The sequence below is a fragment of the Spirosoma areae genome, from assembly GCF_054781775.1.
The window spans coordinates 357,967-380,647 of sequence record NZ_BAAGTT010000016.1 but is presented as its reverse complement, the minus strand read 5'-3'; the positions used below and the strand labels follow the sequence as shown (position 1 = coordinate 380,647).

Here is a 22,681-nt window from a genome sequence, read left to right as displayed (position 1 = left end):
GTTTCTATCCACAGCAAAAAGCAGTCCCTCGCCGTGTGGGGCTGCTTTTTGCTGTGCTGACTTAATTGGACAGGCAGTCGGCCAGGGTTTTGATATAAAGCTCCAGATACGTTTTGCTATCCCGGCTTCGGTACTGAAGAATGTAGCGGGGATGATCGAGCGTGACGATTTTCCCGAAGAAGCCCTGCTGCTCGTTCAGCCGGCGCAGATAGGTTTCGTTTTTCCGGCCTAAGCACACGGCTATGCGTTGGCTACAGCCAAAATCAAGTTGGGTTCGGACGGCTTCCGTAATGGCTGGCCATAAAGCTTCAGTGGTTACCCGGTCGTCGTAGAAGTTGTAGTTCTTCCCGTCTTTCGTCAGGGCTAATGGAAAAAGTGAGGTCAGGAAAAACTGGCTGTAAAACTCGTTTGCGCCACCAAATGCCTCAACGACCTGATAAATAAACCGGCTGGACAGTTCGGGCCGGGGTGCCGTACCAGTATCGCGAAGGGTATTGTCGATGCCACAATACCGACGTAAATTCTGGGGTGTGGTAAACGAAATACCGGTCACACCCGCACCAAACCGGCCGGGGTTGATGCCCAATATAAACACGCGAGGCTTGGCATCACTGAAAAATTTGGTGTAAAACTCCCTTACAACCTGTTGAACCTCTGGCTGTTGGTACGGATTCATAACGCCCAATCCGGGTGGCAGATTAGTCGGTGCAGTCAGTGAATTATAGTACGCGATAGCGCGGTTAGCAAAGGTTATCATAGCATCAGGCTTATCTAACTACCGAAAAACTGTGGAGAATAATGGCCGGAAGTGTGTAGATAGTTGTAACCTCTTTTCCCTGATACCATCCGGGAAGCCATTTTACATCCTTCAAGGCGAGCAAAGCAGCTTGTTTGGCATTAGCCAGAAAAACCGTATCTGTGTGCGAAGAAACAACTTTATAATGCACACCAGCCGGTGAAACTGTAGCTATTATCAGATACGATAGCTGCGTTACTCCGGCCTTTTGCAAATGGATGGGCAGCTTTGCTTCACGCACCAAAATACCAGTTACCTGATAGGTGCTGGCCAGGAATAGTGGCGGTGGGTTTAGTAGCACCACAACATTTTTGGCCTCTTGCTGAATAATTCCCGTACTATCTAATGTCGTTCGATTATTCGTGATAACCTTATGGGCCGAATAATCATAAACTAACTCAGGACTTCCCTTTCCATCGTAGAACGTCCAGACGCCCGTTCGTTGATTATTGTCATACTGCCCTTCTTCCAGCAGTCTGTTACCATCACGAAAGTATCGGCGATAGCTACCTACCCGGAGCGTATCGTTGGTCGTCAGTACTTCGTACTGCTCCAGTAGATAGCGACTTTTCGATTTTACCGTCTTGCGGAGCGGCTGACCATGCGCCAGTAAGGAGGTTAGCAGACAGAGAAGCAGAAGGGAAGTTTTCATAACGATTCAGTTATAATTTACTGAACCAATAATAACAGATGAATGCCAGCTCGCCAATAATCCGCTCGGCTTCCGGCGTTGGAATGCCTTCGACAAACACCGACAATAAAAATGGGATCTTTGTGTACACAATGCCCACATCGCCCCGAACGTAGTCTAACGTCCCGGTTTTGTGTGCGACAGCCGTGCCTTTGGGCAACAGGCGCGGAATGGTCGCCGTGTCTTTGTTCTGTTTCAACATAGCCATCATTTGCTGGCAGAGGGCGGGTGTGGCAACCTGATGCCGATAAATCATTTCCAGCAGCGAACTCATTTCCAACGCTGTAACGTAATTTTCACGACCCTGTTTCGCAGCCAGTGTATCCATCATTACCCGATTCAACCGGCTCTTTGTCAGGCCAATGGTTCTTATCCGCTTATTGATAACCTCACGACCAAGTTTGCTGATGAAGATATTGGTAGCGGTGTTATCGCTGTAGACCATCATCAGCCGGAGCAATTCGCGGTAGCTGATACGACTTTGATTTGGATACGTTTTCAAAATACCATCGCCCCCGGTTTTTTCGGCATCGGTCAGGCGATGCAATTGGTTTAACTTAATCGTCCCGGCTTTGGCCTGCTCCATAGCTTCGAGCATGATGGGCAGTTTGATCACACTGGCCGAAGGAACCCGCTCATCGGCGCGATAATTGACTACCAGCTTACTGTCGGTCAGCGACTTAACCAACAGGCTGACTTGTGCGGTGGCCGGAAGTTGGCGCAAATATGTATTTAGTGAGTCGGTCAATGCCTGGCCTGGCTGCGTCTGTGCAGAAACGGCTGTAATCATGCTTAGCAGCAAAAACAAAGTCGGAACGCTGGCCCCGACTTTGTTTATATGGCTTACCTGTAGTTGTATTGTCGGTTTTGAAAAAAAGCCCTCGTCAGGGTTAAGAGCCACTCCGGCGGCCCGGATGATCCACATAACCAGGTTTCTGTTAGCTACTGTCATTACTTAATATTCTTCCGGCGGTTGCGCTGAAAATCCTCGAACATCATGTTGCCCAGGCCCTGCAATCCGCTGTAATACGCCCGGCCATTATTTACCTTCGTGAACTCCTGCACAAACTGCTTCAGGTACGGGTCGGAGGCAATCATGAACGTGGTGATGGGAATCTCCAGTCGGCGGGCCTGTGCTGCCAGCGTCAGGGTTTTGCTCACCACTTTCCGGTCAAGCCCGAACGAGTTTTTGTAATACTTGATGCCTTCTTTCAAACAGGTCGGTTTTCCGTCGGTAATCATGAAAATCTGTTTGTTCTTGTTCTTCCGCCGACGCAGCAAATCCATCGACAGTTCCAGCCCGGCAACCGTGTTGGTGTGGTATGGGCCTACTTCCAGATACGGCAAATCTTTGGCCTGAATCTGCCAGGCATCATTGCCAAACACTACAATATCGAGCGTGTCTTTCGGGTATTTCAGTTTTATCAACTCAACCAGCGCGAGGGCCACTTTTTTGGCGGGTGTGATCCGGTCTTCGCCGTACAGAATCATCGAGTGACTAATGTCGATCATCAGCACCGTCGAGGTCTGCGTTTTCTGTTCTTTTTCAGTTACTTCGAGGTCGCGTTCCATGAGTGTGAACTCCTCAACTCCACTGTTTATCTGAGCGTTTTTGATGGATTCGGTCATCGAAATCTGCTCGAGCGTATCGCCAAACTGATACGTGCGGAGGTCGCTGCTGAGTTCGTCGCCGGTGCCAGTATAGGGTGTGTTGTGGTTCCCGCCCGATTTTGAGCGTTTGAGTTTACCGAAAATTTCTTCGAGTGCGCTCCGCCGGATCGTCTGTTCGCTCTTGGGCGTCATCACAATTTTCCCTTCCTGATTTTCTTCGGTCAGGTAGCCTTTTTCTTTCAGGTCATCGAAGAAATTCCCGATGCCGTATTTATCGTCGGTGAGGCCATATTGCCGGTCAAGCTGGCTCATCCAGGCCATTGCCTGCTCCACATCGCCGGAGGTGAGCAGCAGCAGTTGCTGGAAAATATTGAGCAGTTTATCGAAGTTGCTGCCTTCCTTCTGTTCGGGCGGCACAAAATCAGAAAATTGAAAGCCTTTCATGCGTAAGAGTCGTTAGTTGTAAGAGACGCAGGATGTTGCATCTGTATATAGGTAGGTGCCAAAAGAACAGTGTGTTTTGCGGATTTGTTCGCCTTTAACAGATTGCCTACAAATCAATCTGTACGCTTAATTCCGGCAAAACATCTTCGCCCGGAATGATAACTGTAGCGCCCTGCCGAATGTCAATGGAGCCATTTTCACGATAGATAAATACCTGCCTGCCCGCCCGATCAATCAACCAGCCTAATCGGCAGCCATTGTCTCGGTACTCTTCCATCTTCTCCTTTAAGACCTTAAGTTCATCACTTTTCGACCGGATTTCAACCACAAAATCAGGACAGAGTGGGGCAAAACCCTGCCGATCCGTTTCAGAGGTAGCGTCCCATCGTTCGCGGCTAACCCAGGCTACATCGGGAGAGCGAACGGCTGAGTTTGGCAACTTGAACCCAGTCGATGAGTCAAACATACAACCAAGTTGGGTTCGGCGATTCCAGATACCAATTTCAATTGACAGATCGGCGTTATAGCGTCCCGTTTCTGTTCCGGTAGGGGGCATAAAAATAATATTTCCGTTGGCGTCCCGCTCCAGTTTCGTCGTTTCGTTCGCCTGGCACAGCGCGAAGAAAAAGTCGTCGTTAAACGTCTGATTGCGCGGGGGGTGCATTGTGCGGAGTTGCAGTTCCATTGCTCAAGCTGTTTGGTCAAATATAACGAAAAAAGCCTTAAATTGACCTCACAACTGCGCCAGCAAATACAGCACCGCCATCCGAACGGCCACGCCGTTTTCGACCTGATCCAGAATGATGCTGTGGCTGGAATCAGCCGCATCGGAAGTCAGTTCAACGCCCCGGTTGATGGGGCCGGGGTGCATCAGCACGATGGGCCGGTTGAGGTCGTCGAGCATTTGTTTCGAGATACCGAAATAGAGCGAGTACTCGCGTAACGACGGGAAATATTTAATCTGCTGCCGTTCCAGTTGAATGCGTAGCACATTTGCCACGTCGCACCAGGCCAGAGCCGCCCGCACGTCATGCCCGACCTGCACACCCAGTCCTTCAATGTATTTAGGAATCAACGTTTTAGGGCCGCAAACCATCACTTCGGCGCCCTGTTTTTGCAGGCAGAAAATATTGGACAAGGCCACCCGCGAGTGCGTAATGTCGCCGATAATGGCGATGCGTTTTCCGGCTACGTCGCCGAGTTTCTCCCGAATCGAAAACGAGTCGAGCAGGGCCTGAGTGGGGTGTTCGTGGGTGCCGTCGCCCGCGTTGACAACGTTGGCTTTAATGTGTTTGGTGAGGTAATGCGGAGCGCCGGGGCTGCTGTGGCGCATCACAACCATATCGACCTTCATGGCCAGAATATTGTTGACCGTATCCAACAACGTTTCGCCCTTTTTGACGGAACTCCCCGAAGCCGAAAAATTAACTACATCCGCCGACAAACGTTTTTCGGCCAGTTCGAACGAGAGCCGCGTGCGGGTCGAATTTTCAAAAAAAACGTTGGCAATCGTCACGTCGCGCAGAGACGGAACTTTCTTGATGGGTCGGTTGATGACTTCCTTAAATTGCCCGGCTGTATCCAGAATAAGCTGAATGTCTGACTCGGTCAGGTCTTTGATACCCACCAAATGGCGGACGCTGAGAGATTGGGCCATGAGAGAGCGGTAGGGCTAAAATTAGGCAAAGATACAGGCTAACCCGGAAAATAATGCCGGATTTCCGCTGCTCACTCCATCACGATACAGCTATAGCCCGATACCGTAATGCGGTCGTCCACGAACGAACTGCCCGACCCTGTCGCGAAAACAAGGCAGCGGCACCAGGCTTCGCCGGGTGAAAGCACCACCTCGATAGAATTTCGCGTGAGGTTATGTACGATTAATGCCCGCTGCCCGGCTTCATTTTGCCGGATGAAGGCGACAATACCCAACTGCCGGATGCCCGTTTGCGCTAACCGGCTGAGGTTATCATTTAATATAGAGTGGCTATTACGGTACTGAATCAGTTGTTTATAATGAGCAAACAGCGAGTTGGGGTCGGTTTGCTGCTCGGCTAAAGGTCGAACGGTTTGGCTGGTACTGTATTTTCCCCGTCGCCAGTGCGTGCGTTGGTAGTCGTGGGCGCGTATGGCCCACAAAAATGGTTCGCGAATGGTTTCATCGGGCTTCTTCCCAAGCATCCCGATTTCTTCGCCATAATATAAATACGGCAGGCCCGGCAACGTCAGCAGCAGGTTTGCCGCGACTTTCAACTGGTTGATGTTTCCTTTCAGCAAGCTGCCGATGCGGTTCTGGTCGTGATTGGACAGGATCAGCGCGTCGATAAAGTGCGGATTCACATTGCCAAAAGCCCCGTGGACATACGCCAGAAATTCAACCAAATCCTCGGTATCGTCCTCGTTCCGAACGATTTCTTCAATCATCAGGCGCAGGTCGAAATTAAAATTGGCTTTCAGTCCGCGGAAATACGGTGCAATGCGTTCAGGGCGTGTCCAGACTTCACCAACCGTGTAGGCACCGGGCTTTGCTTCGTCAACCACGCGCCCGAACTGCTGCCAGAATTCATGATTTTTTGGCTCTTCCGATTCGCGATACAGATGCCGGGCTGCATCGAGCCGGAATCCATCGACACCCACATCGGTGAGCCAGTAGCGGGCAATCCTGAAAAATTCCTCACGCACGGGCGGATGGTCGAAATTCAGGTCGGGCATCCCACTCCAGAACATACCGTAGTACTGTTCGGCATACGCCCCCCCCCGCACCGAATGCCAGGGATTACGCTCGTCCGAATCGGCGGTGATGTCGCGGGTAGCCAGTTTGCGGGCTTTTATCTCATCGGGGTGTAACCATTTATAATACTGCCGGTACGGATTGTCGGGACTTTTGGCCGCTTCCTGAAACCAATGGTGCCGGATGCTGGTGTGATGCAGCACCAAATCAATGATAACGGCAATGCCGCGTCGATGGGCTTCGGCAATCAGTCGCTTAAAATCGACCATTGTGCCGTATTCAGGATCGATGCCGTAGTAGTCCGTTACGTCGTATTTGTGGTAACTTGGTGAGGGGCTGATGGGCATGAGCCAGATCGCCGACACGCCCAGGTCTGTGAGGTAATCCAGCTTACTCGTCACGCCATTAAGGTCGCCGATACCGTCGCCGTTGGAATCGGCAAAGGAGCGCACAAAAATCTCGTAATGAACACCCGTATGACCGATTTGAGTGTTGGTTAACTGGTCAGCCGATGCGCGAAAACGCCCGGTTGCTGCCTGCGAAGTATCTGATTGCATTCAGTCGAAAAAGAGGTATTCTCTGCCCAACAGAGAAAGCAGCCGTTGAGTTTGCAAGCTAAGAAGTTTGGTCAGAAGAGGGCGAGCGATAGACCTCAGGGCACTTTGACAAAGTTCTAAACTTTGTCAAAGTGCCCTGAGGTCTATCGCTCGCCCATGTAGACTCTATTCCAATACTGCACAGCCATAAGCCGGGACACTCAGCGTATTTTTCGTTAATGATGCACCTTTAGTGGTCTGAAAAACAACGTTCTGAAATGACTGCTCGCCCGCTGACAACGTTACCGACATTGGCTTGCCAGTCAGGTTCTGGACGACCAAAACTGAGCGGTTGCCTGACTTTCGTACAAACGCTACTACGCCCGCCTGCCGGATGCCCGTTTCGATTAACTGACTGAGGTTATCGTTCAGCACCGGATGGCTGTTGCGGTACTGAATCAGGCGTTTGTAGTGCCCAAAAAGCGAATTAGGGTCGGTTTGCTGACGGGCTAAAGGCACAACGGTCGAATCGGTACTGAACGATGGGCGCATCCAGTTGGTGCGTTGTTTGTCCTGACTGCGTTCGGCCCACAGAAAAGGCTCACGGATGGTTTCGTCGGGTTTGCGGCCCCGCATCCCCAGTTCTTCTCCATAGTACAGATACGGGTTCCCCGGCAGCGTCAGCAGTAGCGAGGCCGCCACTTTTTGGTGATTGAGATTGCCATTCAACACGCTGCCAATGCGATTCTGATCATGGTTGGTCAGCATGGTAGCGTCGATAAACTGCGGATTAGTTTGGGTAAAAATACCCCGGTTACGCGCCAGCATCCCCACAATTCCCAGCGAATCCGTTTCCTGTGCAATTAATTTCTGCAAGGCAAAACTAAGGTCGAAATTGAAGTTGGCTTTCAGCCCCCGGAAATAAGGCGCCACCTGTTCGGCCTTAGCCCACACTTCGCCCACGGTGTAGACGCCTGGCTTCGCCTGCTCCATTGCACGGCCAAACTCGGCCCAGAACGGTGCATTTTTGGCTTCGTCCTGATCGGGATAGATATGCCGGGCTGCATCCAGCCGAAACCCGTCAATACCAATGTCGTTGAGCCAGAAATTCCCGGCTTTATAGATTTCCTGACGCACCTTCGGCTCATCGAAATTCAGGTCGGGCATTCCGCTCCAGAACATGCCGTAATATTTTTCATCAGTTACGCCATTGCCGGTTCCATGCCAGGGGCTTCGCTCGCCAGAGTCGGCGGTGGCTTCGCGGGTAGCGAGGTTAAGCGAGTCAATTTGCTTCGGCGTTCTCCAGACGTACCAATTGCGGTACTGGCCAGTCGGACCTGCCGATGCCTTCTGAAACCAGGGGTGCTTGCTGCTGGTGTGGTTGATGACAAAATCAATGATGACCTTAATGTTTCGCCGGTGCGCTTCGGTCAGCAATCGTTTAAAATCGGCCATCGTACCGTATTCGGGGTCGATGCCGTAATAGTCCGTCACGTCGTATTTATGGTAACTTGGTGAGGGGTTAATGGGCATCAACCAGATGGCCGATATGCCCAGTTCTTTCAGATAATCAAGGTTTTTGGTGACACCATTAAGATCACCAATACCATCGCCATTGGAATCGGCAAAAGAGCGCACAAAAATCTCGTAATGAACACCGGTCTGCCCCGTAGGTTTGGCGGTCGGCTGGGCAAAAGCTCCGGTGCTGAATAGAATCAGGATGAGGATGTATCGTTGGAGAATAGGCATAATCAAGAATATAGAAACCGAGTAAAAACAAAATTTCCCGCCAATGCCCGCTGGTACTAAGAGACATTGGCGGGAAAGGTAAAGTTGATTCTGCCTATCGCTCACCCCAACCCTCTGGGGGAGAGGGCTTGGGGTGAGCGATAGCTTATAATAGCCTATTGCTTCGTCAGTGTGTAGGTATAGTTGCCGCCAACACCCAGGTTGAGCGTCACAAGGTACTTGCCCGCCGACGGCACTTTAATGTTGTCGCCCCCGTACTCAAGCAGACCGTCGGCTTTGGTATCGCCGAAGTTAATATCCCAGGCATCGTTAGCGCGGAATTTAAGCTCATCCTGTTTCAAATCGAGGGTAACTTTCCAGGTGCCGGTGGCCGCATCGTAGGTCAGGGGTGTACCGGCATCCCAGCCTTTGGGCGTAGCCGCACCAATAACGCTCCAAACGGTTGGCGTAGCGCTCCAGGTCAACGCATTAACATCGGCCTTGAGCAGGTAGTACCCGGCAGCCGGAATAGTCAGGTTATCGCCTGTAGTCGACAGTTTTCCGGCACCGCCCGTCCCATAATTGGTTTTATCCCAGTTAGGGGCCGAGGTGAATTTGAACGGTGTGGCTTTGGAGAAATTAACATATCCCTCATACACGCCATTGCTCTTTGCCGACGCAATCTTCGGTGCCTTGTCGGGTGCCCAGCCCTGATAATCGCCCGGTACCCAAAGTGACGGGTACTCAATAATAACCAAATAAGGCGTGCCAGTGATGGTTGTTGCGGCCGAATACATCCGGTTTGAAGGCCCGTCGTTGGGGCGGCTGATTTCCGATTTTACCCGCACATCGAGCTGACCGGCGCTACCTGCCGGAATGCCCAATTTGAGCATCATCTGGTTTAGATCGGCACCGGTTACGCTAAGCTTAGTTGCATTAAGGGCCGACACATCAATCGAATCCTTAAAGCTGTTGCCTTTTTTGCCAAACTGCACCGTGTAGTTGGTAGCCGCGCCAAAGCCATACTGAGCCGCCGACCAGGTCAACGCCAGGGCTTCTTTAGCAGCATCTTCATTTTTCAGCGCAACGGTCGTTGTGCTGGGGGTTATGGTGAGCGCATTGCCCGGTTGCAGCACTAAGCGGTCTTCTTCTTTTTCACACGAGCTGAAGGCCACTAAAGCCATGCCCGCTGCCAGAAGGTTATAGACGAGTGATTTCATGATTGTTTTTTATCTGGGTGAATGATTAATACCCTGGATTCTGCTTCAGGTTTGGGTTAGCCACAATATCAGCGGCTGGAATGGGGAATATGGTGCGGAACGCTTCAACACCGCGCCCCCCTTTCACGCCCCCTTTAAACGGCCACAGATAGCTGGCATCCGTAAACTTCCCAAAACGAATCAGGTCGGTCCGGCGATGGCCTTCCCAATACAGTTCGCGACCGCGTTCAGCCAGAATGAAATCGAGCGTCAGGGCCGAAGCCGCCACGTTGCCGGTTGTGCCTTTGTAGGACCGCTGCCGAAGCTGATTCACGTAGCCCAGCGCCGTTGCCGCATCGCCACCCGTGCCCCCGCGCACCACCGCTTCGGCATACATCAGGTACACGTCGGCCAGCCGGAACAGCGGGAAATCAGTATCGGGGAAGTTACCTTCCGTATCGCTGCCCGCTTTGCCCGCCGACGTCACGTTTTTATACTTTGTAATGGCATAGCCGTCGTCGAATTTGTTCAGCACTTCGTTGATTTCCAGATTTTGCCCATCGGTGAAAAACATGGCCCGACGGTCGGTTTTGCCCAATGGATCGGTAAAGAGATTCACCAGCGCTTTGGTGGTCCGCAGTCCGGCCCAGCCACCGTTGATACCGAAATCAGCCGGACTCATTTTACCGCCCACCGGCGCGTGAACCAAGAACGTCATACCGCCATAGGTTTTGGTGCGGGTACCATCGAACGTAACGGGGAGAATCATCTCCTTCGAGGTGTTATTGTCGGCCAGAAACAGCTTGTTGTAGTCGGCCTCCAGCGAATACGCATTTGCCTGAATCACTTTGGCGCTGTAGGCAACGGCATCGTTCCAGCGGGCCGTGCCAGTGTACACCTGCGCGTTGAGGTACAGTTTAGCCAGCAGCGTCCAGGCGGCTGCGCGGTCGGCCCGGCCATACTCAGCGGTTTTGGGCGCGGCCAGTTCGGTTTCGATGGCCTTCAGCTCCGATTCGACGTAGGCGAACAACTCGGCCCGCGAAATCTGCTTAGGCTGAAATGACCCAACGGCGTCGGCTTCGGTCACGAACGGCACATTGCCGAACATATCGATGGCGTGGTAGTAGGCTAATGCCCGCAGAAACCGGGCTTCGGCGCGGAAGGTTTTCGCATCGGTAGCGGCCTGTCCCGAAATTCCCCGTTCAGCCAATTTAGCATCCGTCGTTTCGCGAATGTACTCGTTGGTAGCCGTCACCAAGTAAAATATCCGGTTGTACATGGCCGTGATGAACTCATTGCCCGACGACCAGTTCATGTTGTGATAATCCTGCAACGAGCCATCGTTCCAGCCGATAACAGCCTCATCGGTAGGTAGTTCCTGGGCTTTCCAGTACTGTCGGAGGTAATTCGAGAATCCCTCGTCGATACCGCTGATGTCGGGCTTACCCGCCGGACCCTGTTGCCCGCTCACGGCCAGAACGGCGTAGAGTTTAGCCAGTATACTTTTGTAGTTGGCCGGGTCTTTATACACCGAAGCCGACGTAACATCGTAGAACGGCTGCCGGTTCAGGTCTTCCACACACGAGGAGGCTACCGCCAGCACCGCGGCCAGAATTCCGGTTTTTGCTATGATTTTGATTGATTTCATTTGCTTTGTTTCTTAGACCTAAAAGGTTTTTGAACCGATCCGGCGCTCCGGCTTTTAGGTCTGGTCTGCTACATTAAAAATCCAGGTTCAAACCGACTGATACAATGCGCGGGCGGGGGTAGAAATTATTGTCGATACCCCCCGAAATTTCAGGATCGAGGCCTTTGTATTTTGTAATAACAAATACATTTTGGGCCGTAGCCGACAGCCGCAAATTAGCCGCCCGACCCGTCAGGAACCGCTTCGACACCTGACCAAAATTATAGCCGAGGTTTAGATTGTCCATCCGCAGAAACGAGCCATTCTCAACAAAGTAATCCGAGAAATACTGGTTGTTCACAAACTGACTTGTCAGCACCTCAGTCGAGCCGTTTCCGTTGAAACCCAGCGCGTTGGTGAAGTTTCGATAGGCTCCATTGCCCGAGCGGGTGTTGTTGTAAACGTAGTTGCCAAAGTTGCCCCGCAGCACAAAACCCGCGCTGAATTTGCCATAGGTATATTGGGTCGTGAAGCCTAAGAATACCTTGGGGTTGGCCGTTTGATACCGGTAGCGGTCGTCAATCGTGATTTTGCTATCGCCGTTGCGGTCTTCATACACAGCTTCGAGCGGTTTTCCCGACTCATTGTACACCTGCCTGAGCACGTAGAAGGCGTTAGTTGGGTAGTTCACCGTCTGAATCTGAACCGTGTTGCCAACACCCCCCGAAATGCCACCCACTAAAATTCCCGGATCGGTGGGGCTGGGTACTTTCGACAGGTTCGTAATTTTGTTTTCGTTGTAGGTAATGTTGAAGCCTACGTCGAGGTTCGAGCGTTCGTTGCGAATCGGATTCGTGTTGATGGTAAACTCGACGCCTTTGTTTTCCAGATTACCGACGTTGGTCAGAATCTGGTTGGTCAGGTTTGAGCCAGCCGGTACGGGAATGGTCGCCAGCAGGTCTTTGGTTTTCTTCTGGTACACATCGATGCTACCCGAAATTCGTCCGTCGAAGAACGCATAATCGACGGCTGCGTTGATGGCCTGCGTTTCTTCCCATTTGATGTTGGCATCATAGCCCTCAGCCCGCAGGGTGCGATAAAACGCATCGCCAAATTGGTACTGTGCCGTTAAATCGCTCAAGGTGTAGCGGGCCAGATACGGATAATCACTTATTTCTTTCGGCAAATCCTGCTGCCCCGTGACGCCATAGCCAACGCGGAATTTCAGGGCCGATAAGGCTTTGGTATTCTTCAGGAACGATTCTTCTTTGATGTTCCAGGCCACACCCGCCGAGGGGAACGTTCCCCAGCGCGTATCCTTGCTAAAGCGCGAGGTAGCATCCCGGCGCAGGGTAGCGGTCAGCGTGTAGCGGTCTTTGAAGGTATAGTTGGCCCGACCGAAGAAAGCCAGCAATGTATATTGCGTTTTGAACGGAACACCCGCCGGAGCAAACTCATTGCCGTTGGCTAAGCGGTCGGGATAGCTGGGGTTTTCCCGAATGAAATCCTGATACGAATACCCGGCTGTCAGGTCAACGCGGCTGGCAATGCTTTTCAGGTCTTTCGCATAGTTGAAATAGAACTCCAGGGTTTTATTATTGCGGCTCTGCGAATACTGGTTGTTTTGTCCACCCCGATTAAATTGCGAAGCCGCCGTTGCCGGTACGAATATGGTTCCGGTACTCGACGAAATGTCGTAGCCGAGGTTCAGATTCGCCCGCAGTTCGGGCAGGAAATGAAACTTATAGTCAACCTGGACGTTGCCGATGCTCCGCTTCACGGTGCTCAAATCCTGTTTTTGCATCAACAGGCCCAGCGGGTTGCGGGTGGCCAGTGTGTTAGGCTTGCCGGTAGCCGGGTCGAGCCACTCGAAGAAACCGCCATATTGCTCTTTACCACTGTAAATGGGTTGTGTCGGGTCGAAGGACACGGCAGCACCAATGGCGCCCTGATCGGCAAAAACGTTGTCGATGATCGAGCCTTTCAGATTGATGTCAACCCGCAGATGGTCCTGCAAAAAGCGGGGCGACACGCCAAACGACCCCGAAAACCGCTTGAAGTTGGACGTTTTCAGCACCCCATTCTGGTTCAGGTAGCCAACCGAAGCCCGATAGGGCATGTTTCTGGCCGATCCCGTTACCGCCACGTTAACATCACCGCTGATGGCCTGCCGGTAAATCTGGTCCTGCCAGTTGGTGTTGGCCGTACCCAGCAACGCCCGCTGGGCCGCATTTCCCGTTTGGTTAATCACCGATTTGAACTCCTCAGCCGATAGCACCGGCACCTGCTTTATAATACTCGACACCGAGCCTAACGCGCTGACACTCACGCGAAGCTGGTCGCCCTGGCGGCCTTTTTTGGTCGTAATCAGGATAACCCCATTGGCGGCCCGTGCGCCATAAATGGCCGCAGCCGACGCATCTTTCAATACCGTAAAGGTTTCGATGTCCTGGGGATTCACTAAGCTCAGGGGGCTGGCGGCTCCGGTGATGCCGTTGTTGTCGACCGGCACCCCGTCGATGACCACGAGCGGGTCGTTGCTGGCATTCAGCGAGGAGCCACCCCGAATCCGGATGGTGCTGCCACCGCCCGGCTGGCCGTTGGGGGGCGTAATGCTCACCCCGGCCAATTTACCCGATATCAATTGCTCTGGATTGACAATGTTACCCTTCTGAAACTCCTCCGCCGAAATAGAGGCAATGGAGCCCGTCAGGTCTTTCCGGCGCTGGGTTCCGTAGCCAACCACCACAACTTCATTCAGCGACTTCGAGTCGTCGGCTAAGGCAATATTCACCGCTGTGCGATTTCCCACGGCAATTTCCTGGGGCGTTTTGCCGATGAAGCTAAAAATAAGCGTGGCGTTCGGCGCGACGCTGGTCAGTTGGTAGGTGCCGTCGGCGTTGGTTTGGGTACCCCGGTTGGTGCCTTTAATCTGCACCGTTACGCCTGGTAGCGGGCTGCCATCTGTTTCCTTGACAACGCCGGTCAGGGTTTGTCCCTGGGCCATTGCCGTCAGACTGACGAAGAAGGCCAGCAACGTAATTACTGCCAGTTGTAGAAGCGCGGGCAACGCACTACGCTGGCGAAACCTTTCGGAAAAGAGTTTCATCATGTGCTTAGTTTATAATGGTTAAATCAGACTAATTTCTTGACTTCATTAGCCTGAGCAGTCAACTTATTCTGACAAAAGTACCATTACAATCAACGCATGTCGTCCCACTTTACAAAGGATAAAAATTTATCGAGTATTTTTTATAATATTTTAATAATGAGCACTTTATAATCAGAAAAATAGGTGTCTTATTTTGAAAGTGGTACGGTTAAAAAGGCTGCTCGTCGCTGACCATGTTAAAATACTCTTTGGGGGTTTGGTTGGTCAGCTTTTTGAAGGCCCGGTTAAAGGCCGTTTTCGAGTTGAAGCCGACATCGAACGCGAGACTAAGCAAGGTGTAGTGCTTGGAGCGGGGGTCGTCCATCCGCCGTTTAAACTCCTCGATACGGTAGTGATTGATAAAATCGAAAAAATTCTTACCAAACCCGTCGTTAATCACCTTCGAGAGCACGTGCGGGGGCATCTTCAGCCCCGTAGCCAGCTCGTGAATGCTGAGATTAGGGTTTGTGTAGGGCTTATTCTGCTGCATATAAGCTTCCACATTTTCCTGGATCTGTTTCAGGTCAGGTGTGCTTTTAGCTGGCGCTGGTCGTGTGTCCTCCGCCAACGGAATCGCTCTTAACATCGATGTCGACTCGGCCAGGCTAACCGGTGCCGTCAGTGGGTGAACGACCTCCTCAAAAAAACTGGCAGGCTGGTCCTGCGTTAGCCGAGGTTGGGGCAGTTTGAATATTTCGGGCTGATGGACGGCCACGTACCCCAGAAAATACGTAATCGTCGAGAAGGCCAGCCAGATGATATCCACGCTGCGGTCGGCGAGGGCTACTATATCAAGTACGACAAACCGACTCAGAAGCACTATGCCAAACAGAAATCCCCACAAGGTCAGGCAAACGGCCTGAATGGCAAGTACAGTGCTGAGGTACTGTAGGTTTTGTTCGTAGGCAACGCTCGTCTGATAGTGTCCTTTGTAGGCCCTGATCGTTCGGCGACAAACAATCCAGTAGGCGACGTTAAAGAGCAGGGCCAGAAAGCCGGCAATTAGAAAGATGGCTCGGAGCGTCGGGTCGTTCCCCACCAATTTTAACTGAAATACCTTGCTGTCCATCAGAAAATAAGGCAAATAGGTCAGCACCTGAACCGTTACCGGAATAAAATGATACCCCCAACTGCGGCTCGGCAAGCCCGTATCGAACAGCAACCGACGGATGTAAAAATAAAAAAGGGGCGGGTAGAGGAACCAGATAAAATCCGGTATCAGCAACAGTTTAGGAAAATTATTGGCTACGTCGCGGTAGCTGCCAACGACCTTCAGCAGAATGAACAGCGACACAATGCCCAGCAACGCTACGAGCCAGCGGTTGGCGATCCGGTTGTAATTCTGGATACTCGGAATGGCAATCAGCAACAGTAACCCCTGAAAGCAGGAGAATAGCATCAGCAGGTCATAAATTGAATAAAACTGGAAGGTGCTGGTGAGGTCTTCCCAACTTCGAACGCTAATGTCGATGTCTTTCTGGTTGGCTTCGGCCTGGGTGACAATCCGATTAGGCCGGATTTTACCATTTTCGCTCCCCTCAACCGATGCCCAGTTGCCGCGCGTGAACTTATACTCCAACTGGGGCAGATAGGCATAAACGGTTATCCGGTAGGTACCATCCGCCTGTCGCTTAAGTTTGTAGTTCGGGTCGGCGGGGTTCCATTTATTAAACGACCCGGCAATGTAGAGTGTCGCATCATGCGGGGTGTTGGCGGGTAGTTCGGTGACGACAAATTTATAGGCTACCTGATGCTCCCAACCCGCTATGGTGGCCTTAATGTGCGACGGATTGACAATCGTTATGCGGTCAAATTGCCGGTTTTCGATGGGCCGCCCTATCGAATCACCTTCCGTTAAGGCCCAGTTGCCCTGCGTAAATTTGTATTGAAATTGGGTCAGCGAATCGGGCAGCGTCAGGGTATAAACTCCATTAGGCTGGCGTTTGAGTTCAAAACGTGGGTCGCCTGCGTTCCAGCCGTTGATGTCGCTGGCCAAAAACAACCCCAACCCGGTTGGCGACAGCGCGGGATACTGCACCACCTCCACCCGGATTTGCGCCCAGGAAGTTAATGTGGTTAGCAACAACGCTATGAGAAAACCAGGTCGGTTCATTTTAGCCGTTAGTGATTAGTCGTTAGTCGTCAGTGATTAGCCGTTGGATTTAAACACTAAGTTACTAACGACTGACGACTAACGACTAATCACTATTTTTTCAACACTTTTACTACGCGCTGGCGTTCACCCTGTTGCACCCGCAGAAAATAAATTCCGGCGGGCAGGGCCTGTACATCAATCGGTTGCCGCAACTCACCTGCGGTTTTTCGCCCGGAAACCGCCCGAACCGCCCGACTCCCCGAATCGCGCAAACTAAACTCTACGGCACCCCGATAGCTGCCCGTTAACTCAACAACGATTTGTTCATAGGCCGGGTTTGGCGAGATAAGAATTCGGTCATTGGGGTCTTCAGCAAGGGCCGTTACCTGACTGGGCACTACGGCAAACGGCACCAGACCAGCCTCGGGCGTGGGCAGTTTGCTGGTCGAATAGAGATGAAATGCTCCCGGCTCCAGCAAAATAGACTGGCTGGCATCCGTTACCTGCACCTCCTGCCCCGAAAAAAAGTGATACCATTTGCCCGCCGACGGGAAACCCGCGTTGACAGCTTGTGTGCGGGTATCAAAATTACCGATCAGGAATACCGTACCCGATGCAGACCGCAACGTCAGGCGCTTCACCACGCCCCCAAAATCCGTCGTGAAATCAGTGCTGTTGAACAGCGGGCTGGTGGTTTTCAGCTTAATCAACTCACTGTATACGTTGAACAGTTTCCGACGGTTAATTTCCTGATAATACTCCCAGCGGACGGGCTTGGCGGCTGTTCGGCAACCGTCGTTCACGGTGGTGCCGTCGGCGCAGGTGTTGATGGAGAGGTCGTAGCCCAGTTCGCCAAATTGCCAGATCATTTTTGGTCCCGGCACGGTCAGCAGAAAGGCAGCGGCTAACTTAGCCCGCTCGAGCGCGGTTGGCAAGGATTTGATGTTGTACCCACCTTCGGTCAGGCCGTTCCGAAGCAGGTCATACACGAGTCGCTCTTCGTCATGACTTTCGGCATAGCCAATCAGATTCGGTTTCGCAAAATTGCGTTTCTGGTACGAAATGCCCGAAAAATCGCCCTGCCCCTGGCGAGCTGCTCCCCGAAAATCGAAGTTATGATTGCCCCAGAACAACATACCATAATCGGCCAGTTCTTTCTCTTCGGCATTGTCAGCAAAGTGTTCCAGAATAACATACGCTGTTGGGTCCACCGTGCGAATCTGGTCATAAATGCGTTTCCAGATGGCGACCCGGCTGGCGTCGTAGTTACCCCACGCGCCTACGTCGTTGCCCGAATTTTTCTGGGTGAAGCCTTTCGAGAGGTCGAAGCGAAACCCATCGACTTTGTATTCCTGCAACCAGAACTTACAGACCCGGTCGACAAACGCTTTGGTGTCAGTACTCTCATGGTTGAAGTCGAAAAAGACGCTATACGGGTGCGTGGCCTGCTGGTTAAAATACGGACTGTCGGCAGATGGCCGGTCGCCCGCCCAGTACATTTTCACGTAGGGAAACTCATAATCGGCCTGGTTGAGCACCATGTCGAGAACCACCGCAATGCCCTGTTTATGAGCTGCGTCGATGAATCGTTTCAGCGCATCTTTGGTGCCATAGGCTTTGTCGGGCGCGAAGTAGAAGATGGGATTGTAGCCCCAGGAGTCATTACCCGAAAACTCGTTGATGGGCATCAGTTCAATGGTGTTGATGCCCAATCGTTTCAGGTAGGCCAGGCTGTCGGTGAGCGCCTGATAACTCCGGCTCTGCACAAAATCGCGCACTAATAGTTCATACACGACCATTGTGTTCACGGCGGGCCGCTGAAACGTCGTGTTCTGAAATACAAACGGCGTTTGTCCCGGCTGTAGCACCGATACCGTATTACCCTGCGCTTTTGCAGGAAACCCTTTCAGACCGGGATAGGTGCTGGTCGGAATAAACTGGTCGTTGTTGCGGTCCAGAATCTTCTCGGCATAAGGGTCAGCTACGCCAATCAGGCCATCGACCAAATACTGAAACGCCGTTTCGCCAGTGGGCAGATTGGGTAATTCGAGCCAGTAGCGGTTACCGTCGGGTGTGCGGTTCATCAGGTAAGCCGGATTAGTGGCCCAGTCGTTGAACTCGCCGAGCAAATAGACAAAACTCTTTTTGGGCGCATAGAGCACGAGTGTTGCCTTGTTCGGGCCGCTGTAATTGATGCCATCCTGCAAACCGGCTGGCAGGGCCGCTACGGTTGGCTGGGGTTTGACCGTAAAGAAGAACGTATCGGAAACGGCGGTAGCGGTGGCACTCACCGACGTAGCCTTCACAATCACGGTCCGTTGCAAACCGGCCTGAGTTCCAGTATTAAGCATGGCCCGCAGCGAATCGGTGCCGGTCGAGCTGCCAGTAGCCTGCCCGTCGAGCGTCAGGCTAAACATGGCTGCCTGCGAACTTTTATACCGAACCAGCACCAATGAATTGGCATCGACGTAAAACTGCTTCTGACCCGGAGATAGCCGCGAAAGATTAAAGCTGTTGTCGTAGATCGCTACGGACAAATCCTCGGTTTGGGACTTACCGTCGCCACTTTTCAGCAACAACCCCAATTTACGGATTGGCGTACCGGCTGGAACGCCAAAGTAGGTGCGCGGCACGAGTTTAATCTGCCATCGGTCATTTCCAAGGGCTGTCATTTTGCCCGGCGCAAAAGGTTTGTTGAAATCAGTTTGCCCGGCGGGTTGAAACTGAAACGCATCGCCGGTTGCACTCGACCCCGCCCCCGACCATAAATAAACGTCGTCAGTTTTGCCGAGCAATCCTTTCGCCCGACCATCTTTCGCCTGGGTCAAATCGAAAATCAGAGTAACTTCAGCGTCGGCCGTTGGGAACGTGGGCTGCGTCGTAACAACCTGAGCCAGAGCCGGAATGAAGGCAAAAAAGCAAAGAAGTAGCGTGTAATGAAGTATTTTTATCATATTTCATGGAGAAAGCAACCCTTAAAGATATACTATTATCACGTATCGGCATACATTTTCAACACCTGATAAACCCGGTGTGTGGGCAGACCCATGACCGTGTAGAACGACCCATCTAACCGGTCGATGCCAACTAAGCCAATAAAATCCTGGGCACCGTATGAACCTGCTTTATCGAACGGTTGGCACTTTCGGATGTAGTACGTAATCTCCTCATCGGTCAGGGACGCAAACTGTACGGTCGTTTCGTCCGTAAAGGAATCAAGCCCTTCAGGTGCCAAAATAGCTACCCCCGTCCGGACGCGGTGCGTGCGGCCCGAAAGGGCACGGAGCATCCGGCGGGCATCAGCTTCGTCGGTCGGTTTGTTCAAAATCTGGTTATCCAGAATGACGACCGTATCGGCGCAAAGAATAATCCGGTTGCCTGCGTCAGCCAGAAACTGTTCGGCTTTCTGGCGGGCGAGGTATTCGGCCACCTCGTCGGCGGGCATCGTGTCGGGGAATGTCTCATCGGTCGGCCTTGTTTCGATGGTAAAGTCAAAACCGGCATCGGTCATGAGTTGCTTTCGGCGTGGCGACCCCGAAGCAAGCACGAGCGGATAGCGTAAGTTGATCACGTGGAGATAATGATGAATGATGAATAATTTCCTTTTGGGATAAAACTGGAATGGGGCAAATTTCGCGCTATATTCGTAATTCATCCGCTTCGGCGGGCCGATTCATCATTCATCATTCCTTGCTCATCCGTCCTGCCACCCCTGCCGATGCAGCCCAGCTCACCCACCTCGCCATTACCACTATGCGCGAAGCGTTTGGGCCACCCCATAACTCAGTTGAACTTGTTGAGGAGTATATTCAGTCGGCTATTACAGAAGCTGGTATAGAAACCGAACTGGCTGACCCTCGCTGCACTTTTTTCCTGCTTGAGTTACCCGACAAAACAATGGTTGGGTATGCCAAACTCCGCCGACACACGCCCCCGCGCTCCATGCCTGCCCCATCCCGACGGGCCGGTAAAGCCATTGAGCTACAACGCATTTACCTCCTGCAGTCGCAGGTTGGGCAGGGACAGGGCCAACTATTGATGCAGCATTGCCTCAACTGGGCACGGGCGCAGAACTACGGGGCGGTTTGGCTTGGCGTTTGGGAGCGTAATGCGCGGGCGCTGGCCTTCTATGAAAAACTGGGTTTTCAGCGGTTCGGCTATCATTATTTTCAATTTGGTTCTGAACGTCAGCGAGATCTCTGGCTCCTGAAACAGGTAGATTAATTGGCCCCATCAGACACTACTCCCACGAAAGTTTCAGCAACGATACGCCCTGGCGGGGCAACGCCATAAGTAGGTTCACTTCGCCATTTTTCACAGTCATCCATTCGGGTGAGGTGAGAAGTTGCAACTGCCCGGCTTTTTCTAACTCAGCAACCTGCTCATCCGTTGGCGTTTTGGGCGAATCCATCTTCTTCCAGGCTTCATACGAATTACTGACCTTTCGGTCGATGCGGTAATGCTGGAGGAAGACTCGTTGGCCCGGAACACCCTGCACCCGCACCGTGACGAGCGCGTCGGGCGCCGGAAGATTATCATCGTGGTAATGCCAAACCATTACCGACGCTGTTTTGGCATCTTTGGCCGCTAAAGCGTTGATGTCGGCTTCGGCCCGCACACTCTGGTCCCGAATGCGGGCGTAATCGTAGGCCAGTCCGTTTTTCACCTCGACCCGATTGCCCTGCATCATGCCAAACATCCGAAAGACGTTCAGCACCGGCTTATCGACGCCGTTGGTTGCCAGGTCGCGAAAACCCCGAAACCAGGGCTGGTCTTCAAACTCAAAGGCCCAGGTAACGGCCCCCGCCAGATTCACCCCATGCGCCTGGGCCAGGTCATACTTGCGGGCAAACGAAGCCGCCGTGTAGCTGGAGTACATCGTGCCATTCCGATAGGCATTCTGCGGGTGTAAATCCTCCGAACAGGCCGCACAGCCTTCGGGGTCCGATTCGCCAATAATAATCGGCAGGTTTTTCAGCGACGGGTAGGAGGCCACGATGGCAAATCCTTTGTCGATGTCGCGCAGTTGGGTGCCCATGTTCATCTGCACGGCTCCATTCACCACTTTTGGTGCGCCTTTGGCGTGAAAGGTGATAAAGTCAATGGGCGAACCGGTTTTTCCGGTCACGTAATTTTTCCCGTTGACAACATGCTCCATGAACGCCCTGAAAAATTTTGCCGCCCCTTCTCCGCCGGGACCGGTTACTTCAGGACCACCCATTTTAGCCGTTGGCAAGGCCCGCCTGACGGCATCGGCGGTGTAATCATACAATTTTATGTATTCATCGACCGTGCCTTTCCAATAGCCAATATTGGGTTCGTTCCATAATTCCCAGTACCAGCTTTCGACTTCTTTCCGGCCATAGCGGTCAACTGAATGCTTCACCCACTGATACACTAATTCGCTCCATTTAGCGTAGTCTTTCGGCGGATAGGCCCAGCCCGTATAAATGTCGTTGTAGTTATCGCCGGGTTTCCAGTAGTGCCGGTAGGGCTGAGGTTTGGTGGAGAGAGCTTCGGGCATGAACCCGATTTGGGCAATGGGTTTCATGCCCCGCTCGATGTACGTATCGAAAATTTTATCGACGATGGTCCAGTCATACACGGGTTTCCCCTGTTTATCTTCAGTATAGGCATTGGTCGACCCCCATTTCAGGGCCGCTGTTCCGTCGCCCGTTACCAGTAGGCTATGCACCCGCACATTGACCGGCACCCGGCTCAACTGCGAAATTTGGGTGAGCAATTTCTTCCCGTCCTTCATGTAGGTGTAGTTCGGTTCGTCGTAGCCAAACCACGCCCAAATCGGCTTAAGCGGGCCTTTGTCCTTCGTCAAATCAACCTGAATTACTACAGGTTTGGGTTGGGTTTCCTGCGCGTAGCTATTCGTAAAAGGGAACAGACTGAAGGCGCAAAGGAGGAGGGCTGCCAGCCGGAAAATGAGGTTGCGTAGATACATAATGGGAGGAAATCAGTTTGGCTTCACTTCGTTCAGTTTGCGCCACTCGGCCTGTGAGACGGTGAACACCGTTCCGTGTCGGGTGCCATCGGGAAAGCTAATTTTGTCGGAAATGT

At 52.4% G+C, this 22,681-nt stretch carries 16 protein-coding genes; 1 reads left to right on the top strand and 15 read right to left on the bottom strand.

The window, feature by feature from the left end; translation table 11 throughout:
• Positions 1–61 precede the first annotated feature (61 nt).
• The 14 genes from ACYVI1_RS07625 to ACYVI1_RS07560 form a co-directional block, all read right to left on the bottom strand.
• Positions 62–757, bottom strand: a complete 696-nt coding sequence (locus tag ACYVI1_RS07625) for a uracil-DNA glycosylase family protein (RefSeq protein ID WP_460908458.1) — start codon at positions 755–757, stop codon at positions 62–64.
• 10 nt (positions 758–767) lie between these two features.
• Positions 768–1,448: a toxin-antitoxin system YwqK family antitoxin gene (locus ACYVI1_RS07620; protein WP_460908456.1), complete on the bottom strand. Its 681-nt coding sequence runs from the start codon at positions 1,446–1,448 to the stop codon at positions 768–770.
• 10 nt (positions 1,449–1,458) lie between these two features.
• Positions 1,459–2,277 (bottom strand): serine hydrolase, encoded by an 819-nt coding sequence (locus ACYVI1_RS07615; protein WP_460908454.1) that lies wholly within the window; start codon positions 2,275–2,277, stop codon positions 1,459–1,461.
• Between the two features lie 161 nt (positions 2,278–2,438).
• A complete protein-coding gene (locus ACYVI1_RS07610; protein ID WP_460908452.1) occupies positions 2,439–3,542 on the bottom strand; it encodes a vWA domain-containing protein in 1,104 nt (367 codons plus the stop codon).
• 106 nt (positions 3,543–3,648) lie between these two features.
• On the bottom strand, positions 3,649–4,227 hold the full coding sequence (locus ACYVI1_RS07605) for a Uma2 family endonuclease (RefSeq protein ID WP_460908450.1): 579 nt from the start codon (positions 4,225–4,227) through the stop codon (positions 3,649–3,651).
• 48 nt (positions 4,228–4,275) lie between these two features.
• Positions 4,276–5,199, bottom strand: coding sequence for an aspartate carbamoyltransferase catalytic subunit (locus ACYVI1_RS07600; protein ID WP_460908448.1), 924 nt, complete (start codon positions 5,197–5,199; stop codon positions 4,276–4,278).
• A 71-nt stretch (positions 5,200–5,270) separates the two neighbouring features.
• On the bottom strand, positions 5,271–6,830 hold the full coding sequence (locus ACYVI1_RS07595; RefSeq protein WP_460908446.1) for an alpha-amylase family glycosyl hydrolase: 1,560 nt from the start codon (positions 6,828–6,830) through the stop codon (positions 5,271–5,273).
• 165 nt (positions 6,831–6,995) lie between these two features.
• On the bottom strand, positions 6,996–8,558 hold the full coding sequence (locus ACYVI1_RS07590) for an alpha-amylase family glycosyl hydrolase (RefSeq protein WP_460908444.1): 1,563 nt from the start codon (positions 8,556–8,558) through the stop codon (positions 6,996–6,998).
• A 155-nt stretch (positions 8,559–8,713) separates the two neighbouring features.
• The gene (locus tag ACYVI1_RS07585; protein WP_460908442.1) at positions 8,714–9,757 is read right to left on the bottom strand and encodes a SusE domain-containing protein; all 1,044 of its coding nucleotides are present in this window, start codon (positions 9,755–9,757) and stop codon (positions 8,714–8,716) included.
• Between the two features lie 25 nt (positions 9,758–9,782).
• Positions 9,783–11,384 carry a RagB/SusD family nutrient uptake outer membrane protein gene (locus tag ACYVI1_RS07580; RefSeq protein ID WP_460908440.1) on the bottom strand — a complete coding sequence of 534 codons (1,602 nt, stop codon included), beginning with the start codon at positions 11,382–11,384 and terminating at the stop codon, positions 9,783–9,785.
• 73 nt (positions 11,385–11,457) lie between these two features.
• Positions 11,458–14,475, bottom strand: coding sequence for a SusC/RagA family TonB-linked outer membrane protein (locus ACYVI1_RS07575; RefSeq protein ID WP_460908438.1), 3,018 nt, complete (start codon positions 14,473–14,475; stop codon positions 11,458–11,460).
• Between the two features lie 208 nt (positions 14,476–14,683).
• A complete protein-coding gene (locus ACYVI1_RS07570; protein ID WP_460908436.1) occupies positions 14,684–16,627 on the bottom strand; it encodes a helix-turn-helix domain-containing protein in 1,944 nt (647 codons plus the stop codon).
• A gap of 92 nt (positions 16,628–16,719) precedes the next feature.
• Positions 16,720–19,563 (bottom strand): alpha-amylase family glycosyl hydrolase, encoded by a 2,844-nt coding sequence (locus tag ACYVI1_RS07565; protein ID WP_460908434.1) that lies wholly within the window; start codon positions 19,561–19,563, stop codon positions 16,720–16,722.
• A 38-nt stretch (positions 19,564–19,601) separates the two neighbouring features.
• Positions 19,602–20,180 carry a Maf family protein gene (locus tag ACYVI1_RS07560; protein ID WP_460908432.1) on the bottom strand — a complete coding sequence of 193 codons (579 nt, stop codon included), beginning with the start codon at positions 20,178–20,180 and terminating at the stop codon, positions 19,602–19,604.
• A gap of 50 nt (positions 20,181–20,230) precedes the next feature.
• Between ACYVI1_RS07560 and ACYVI1_RS07555 the strand changes: the two genes are divergently transcribed.
• Entirely contained in the window at positions 20,231–20,833 is a 603-nt protein-coding gene (locus ACYVI1_RS07555; RefSeq protein WP_460908429.1) for a GNAT family N-acetyltransferase, read from the top strand.
• A gap of 16 nt (positions 20,834–20,849) precedes the next feature.
• On the opposite strand, the gene ACYVI1_RS07550 is transcribed toward ACYVI1_RS07555, so the two are convergent.
• Complete coding sequence (locus ACYVI1_RS07550) at positions 20,850–22,565, bottom strand: GH39 family glycosyl hydrolase (protein ID WP_460908427.1); 1,716 nt, start codon at positions 22,563–22,565, stop codon at positions 20,850–20,852.
• Positions 22,566–22,681: the final 116 nt, after the last annotated feature.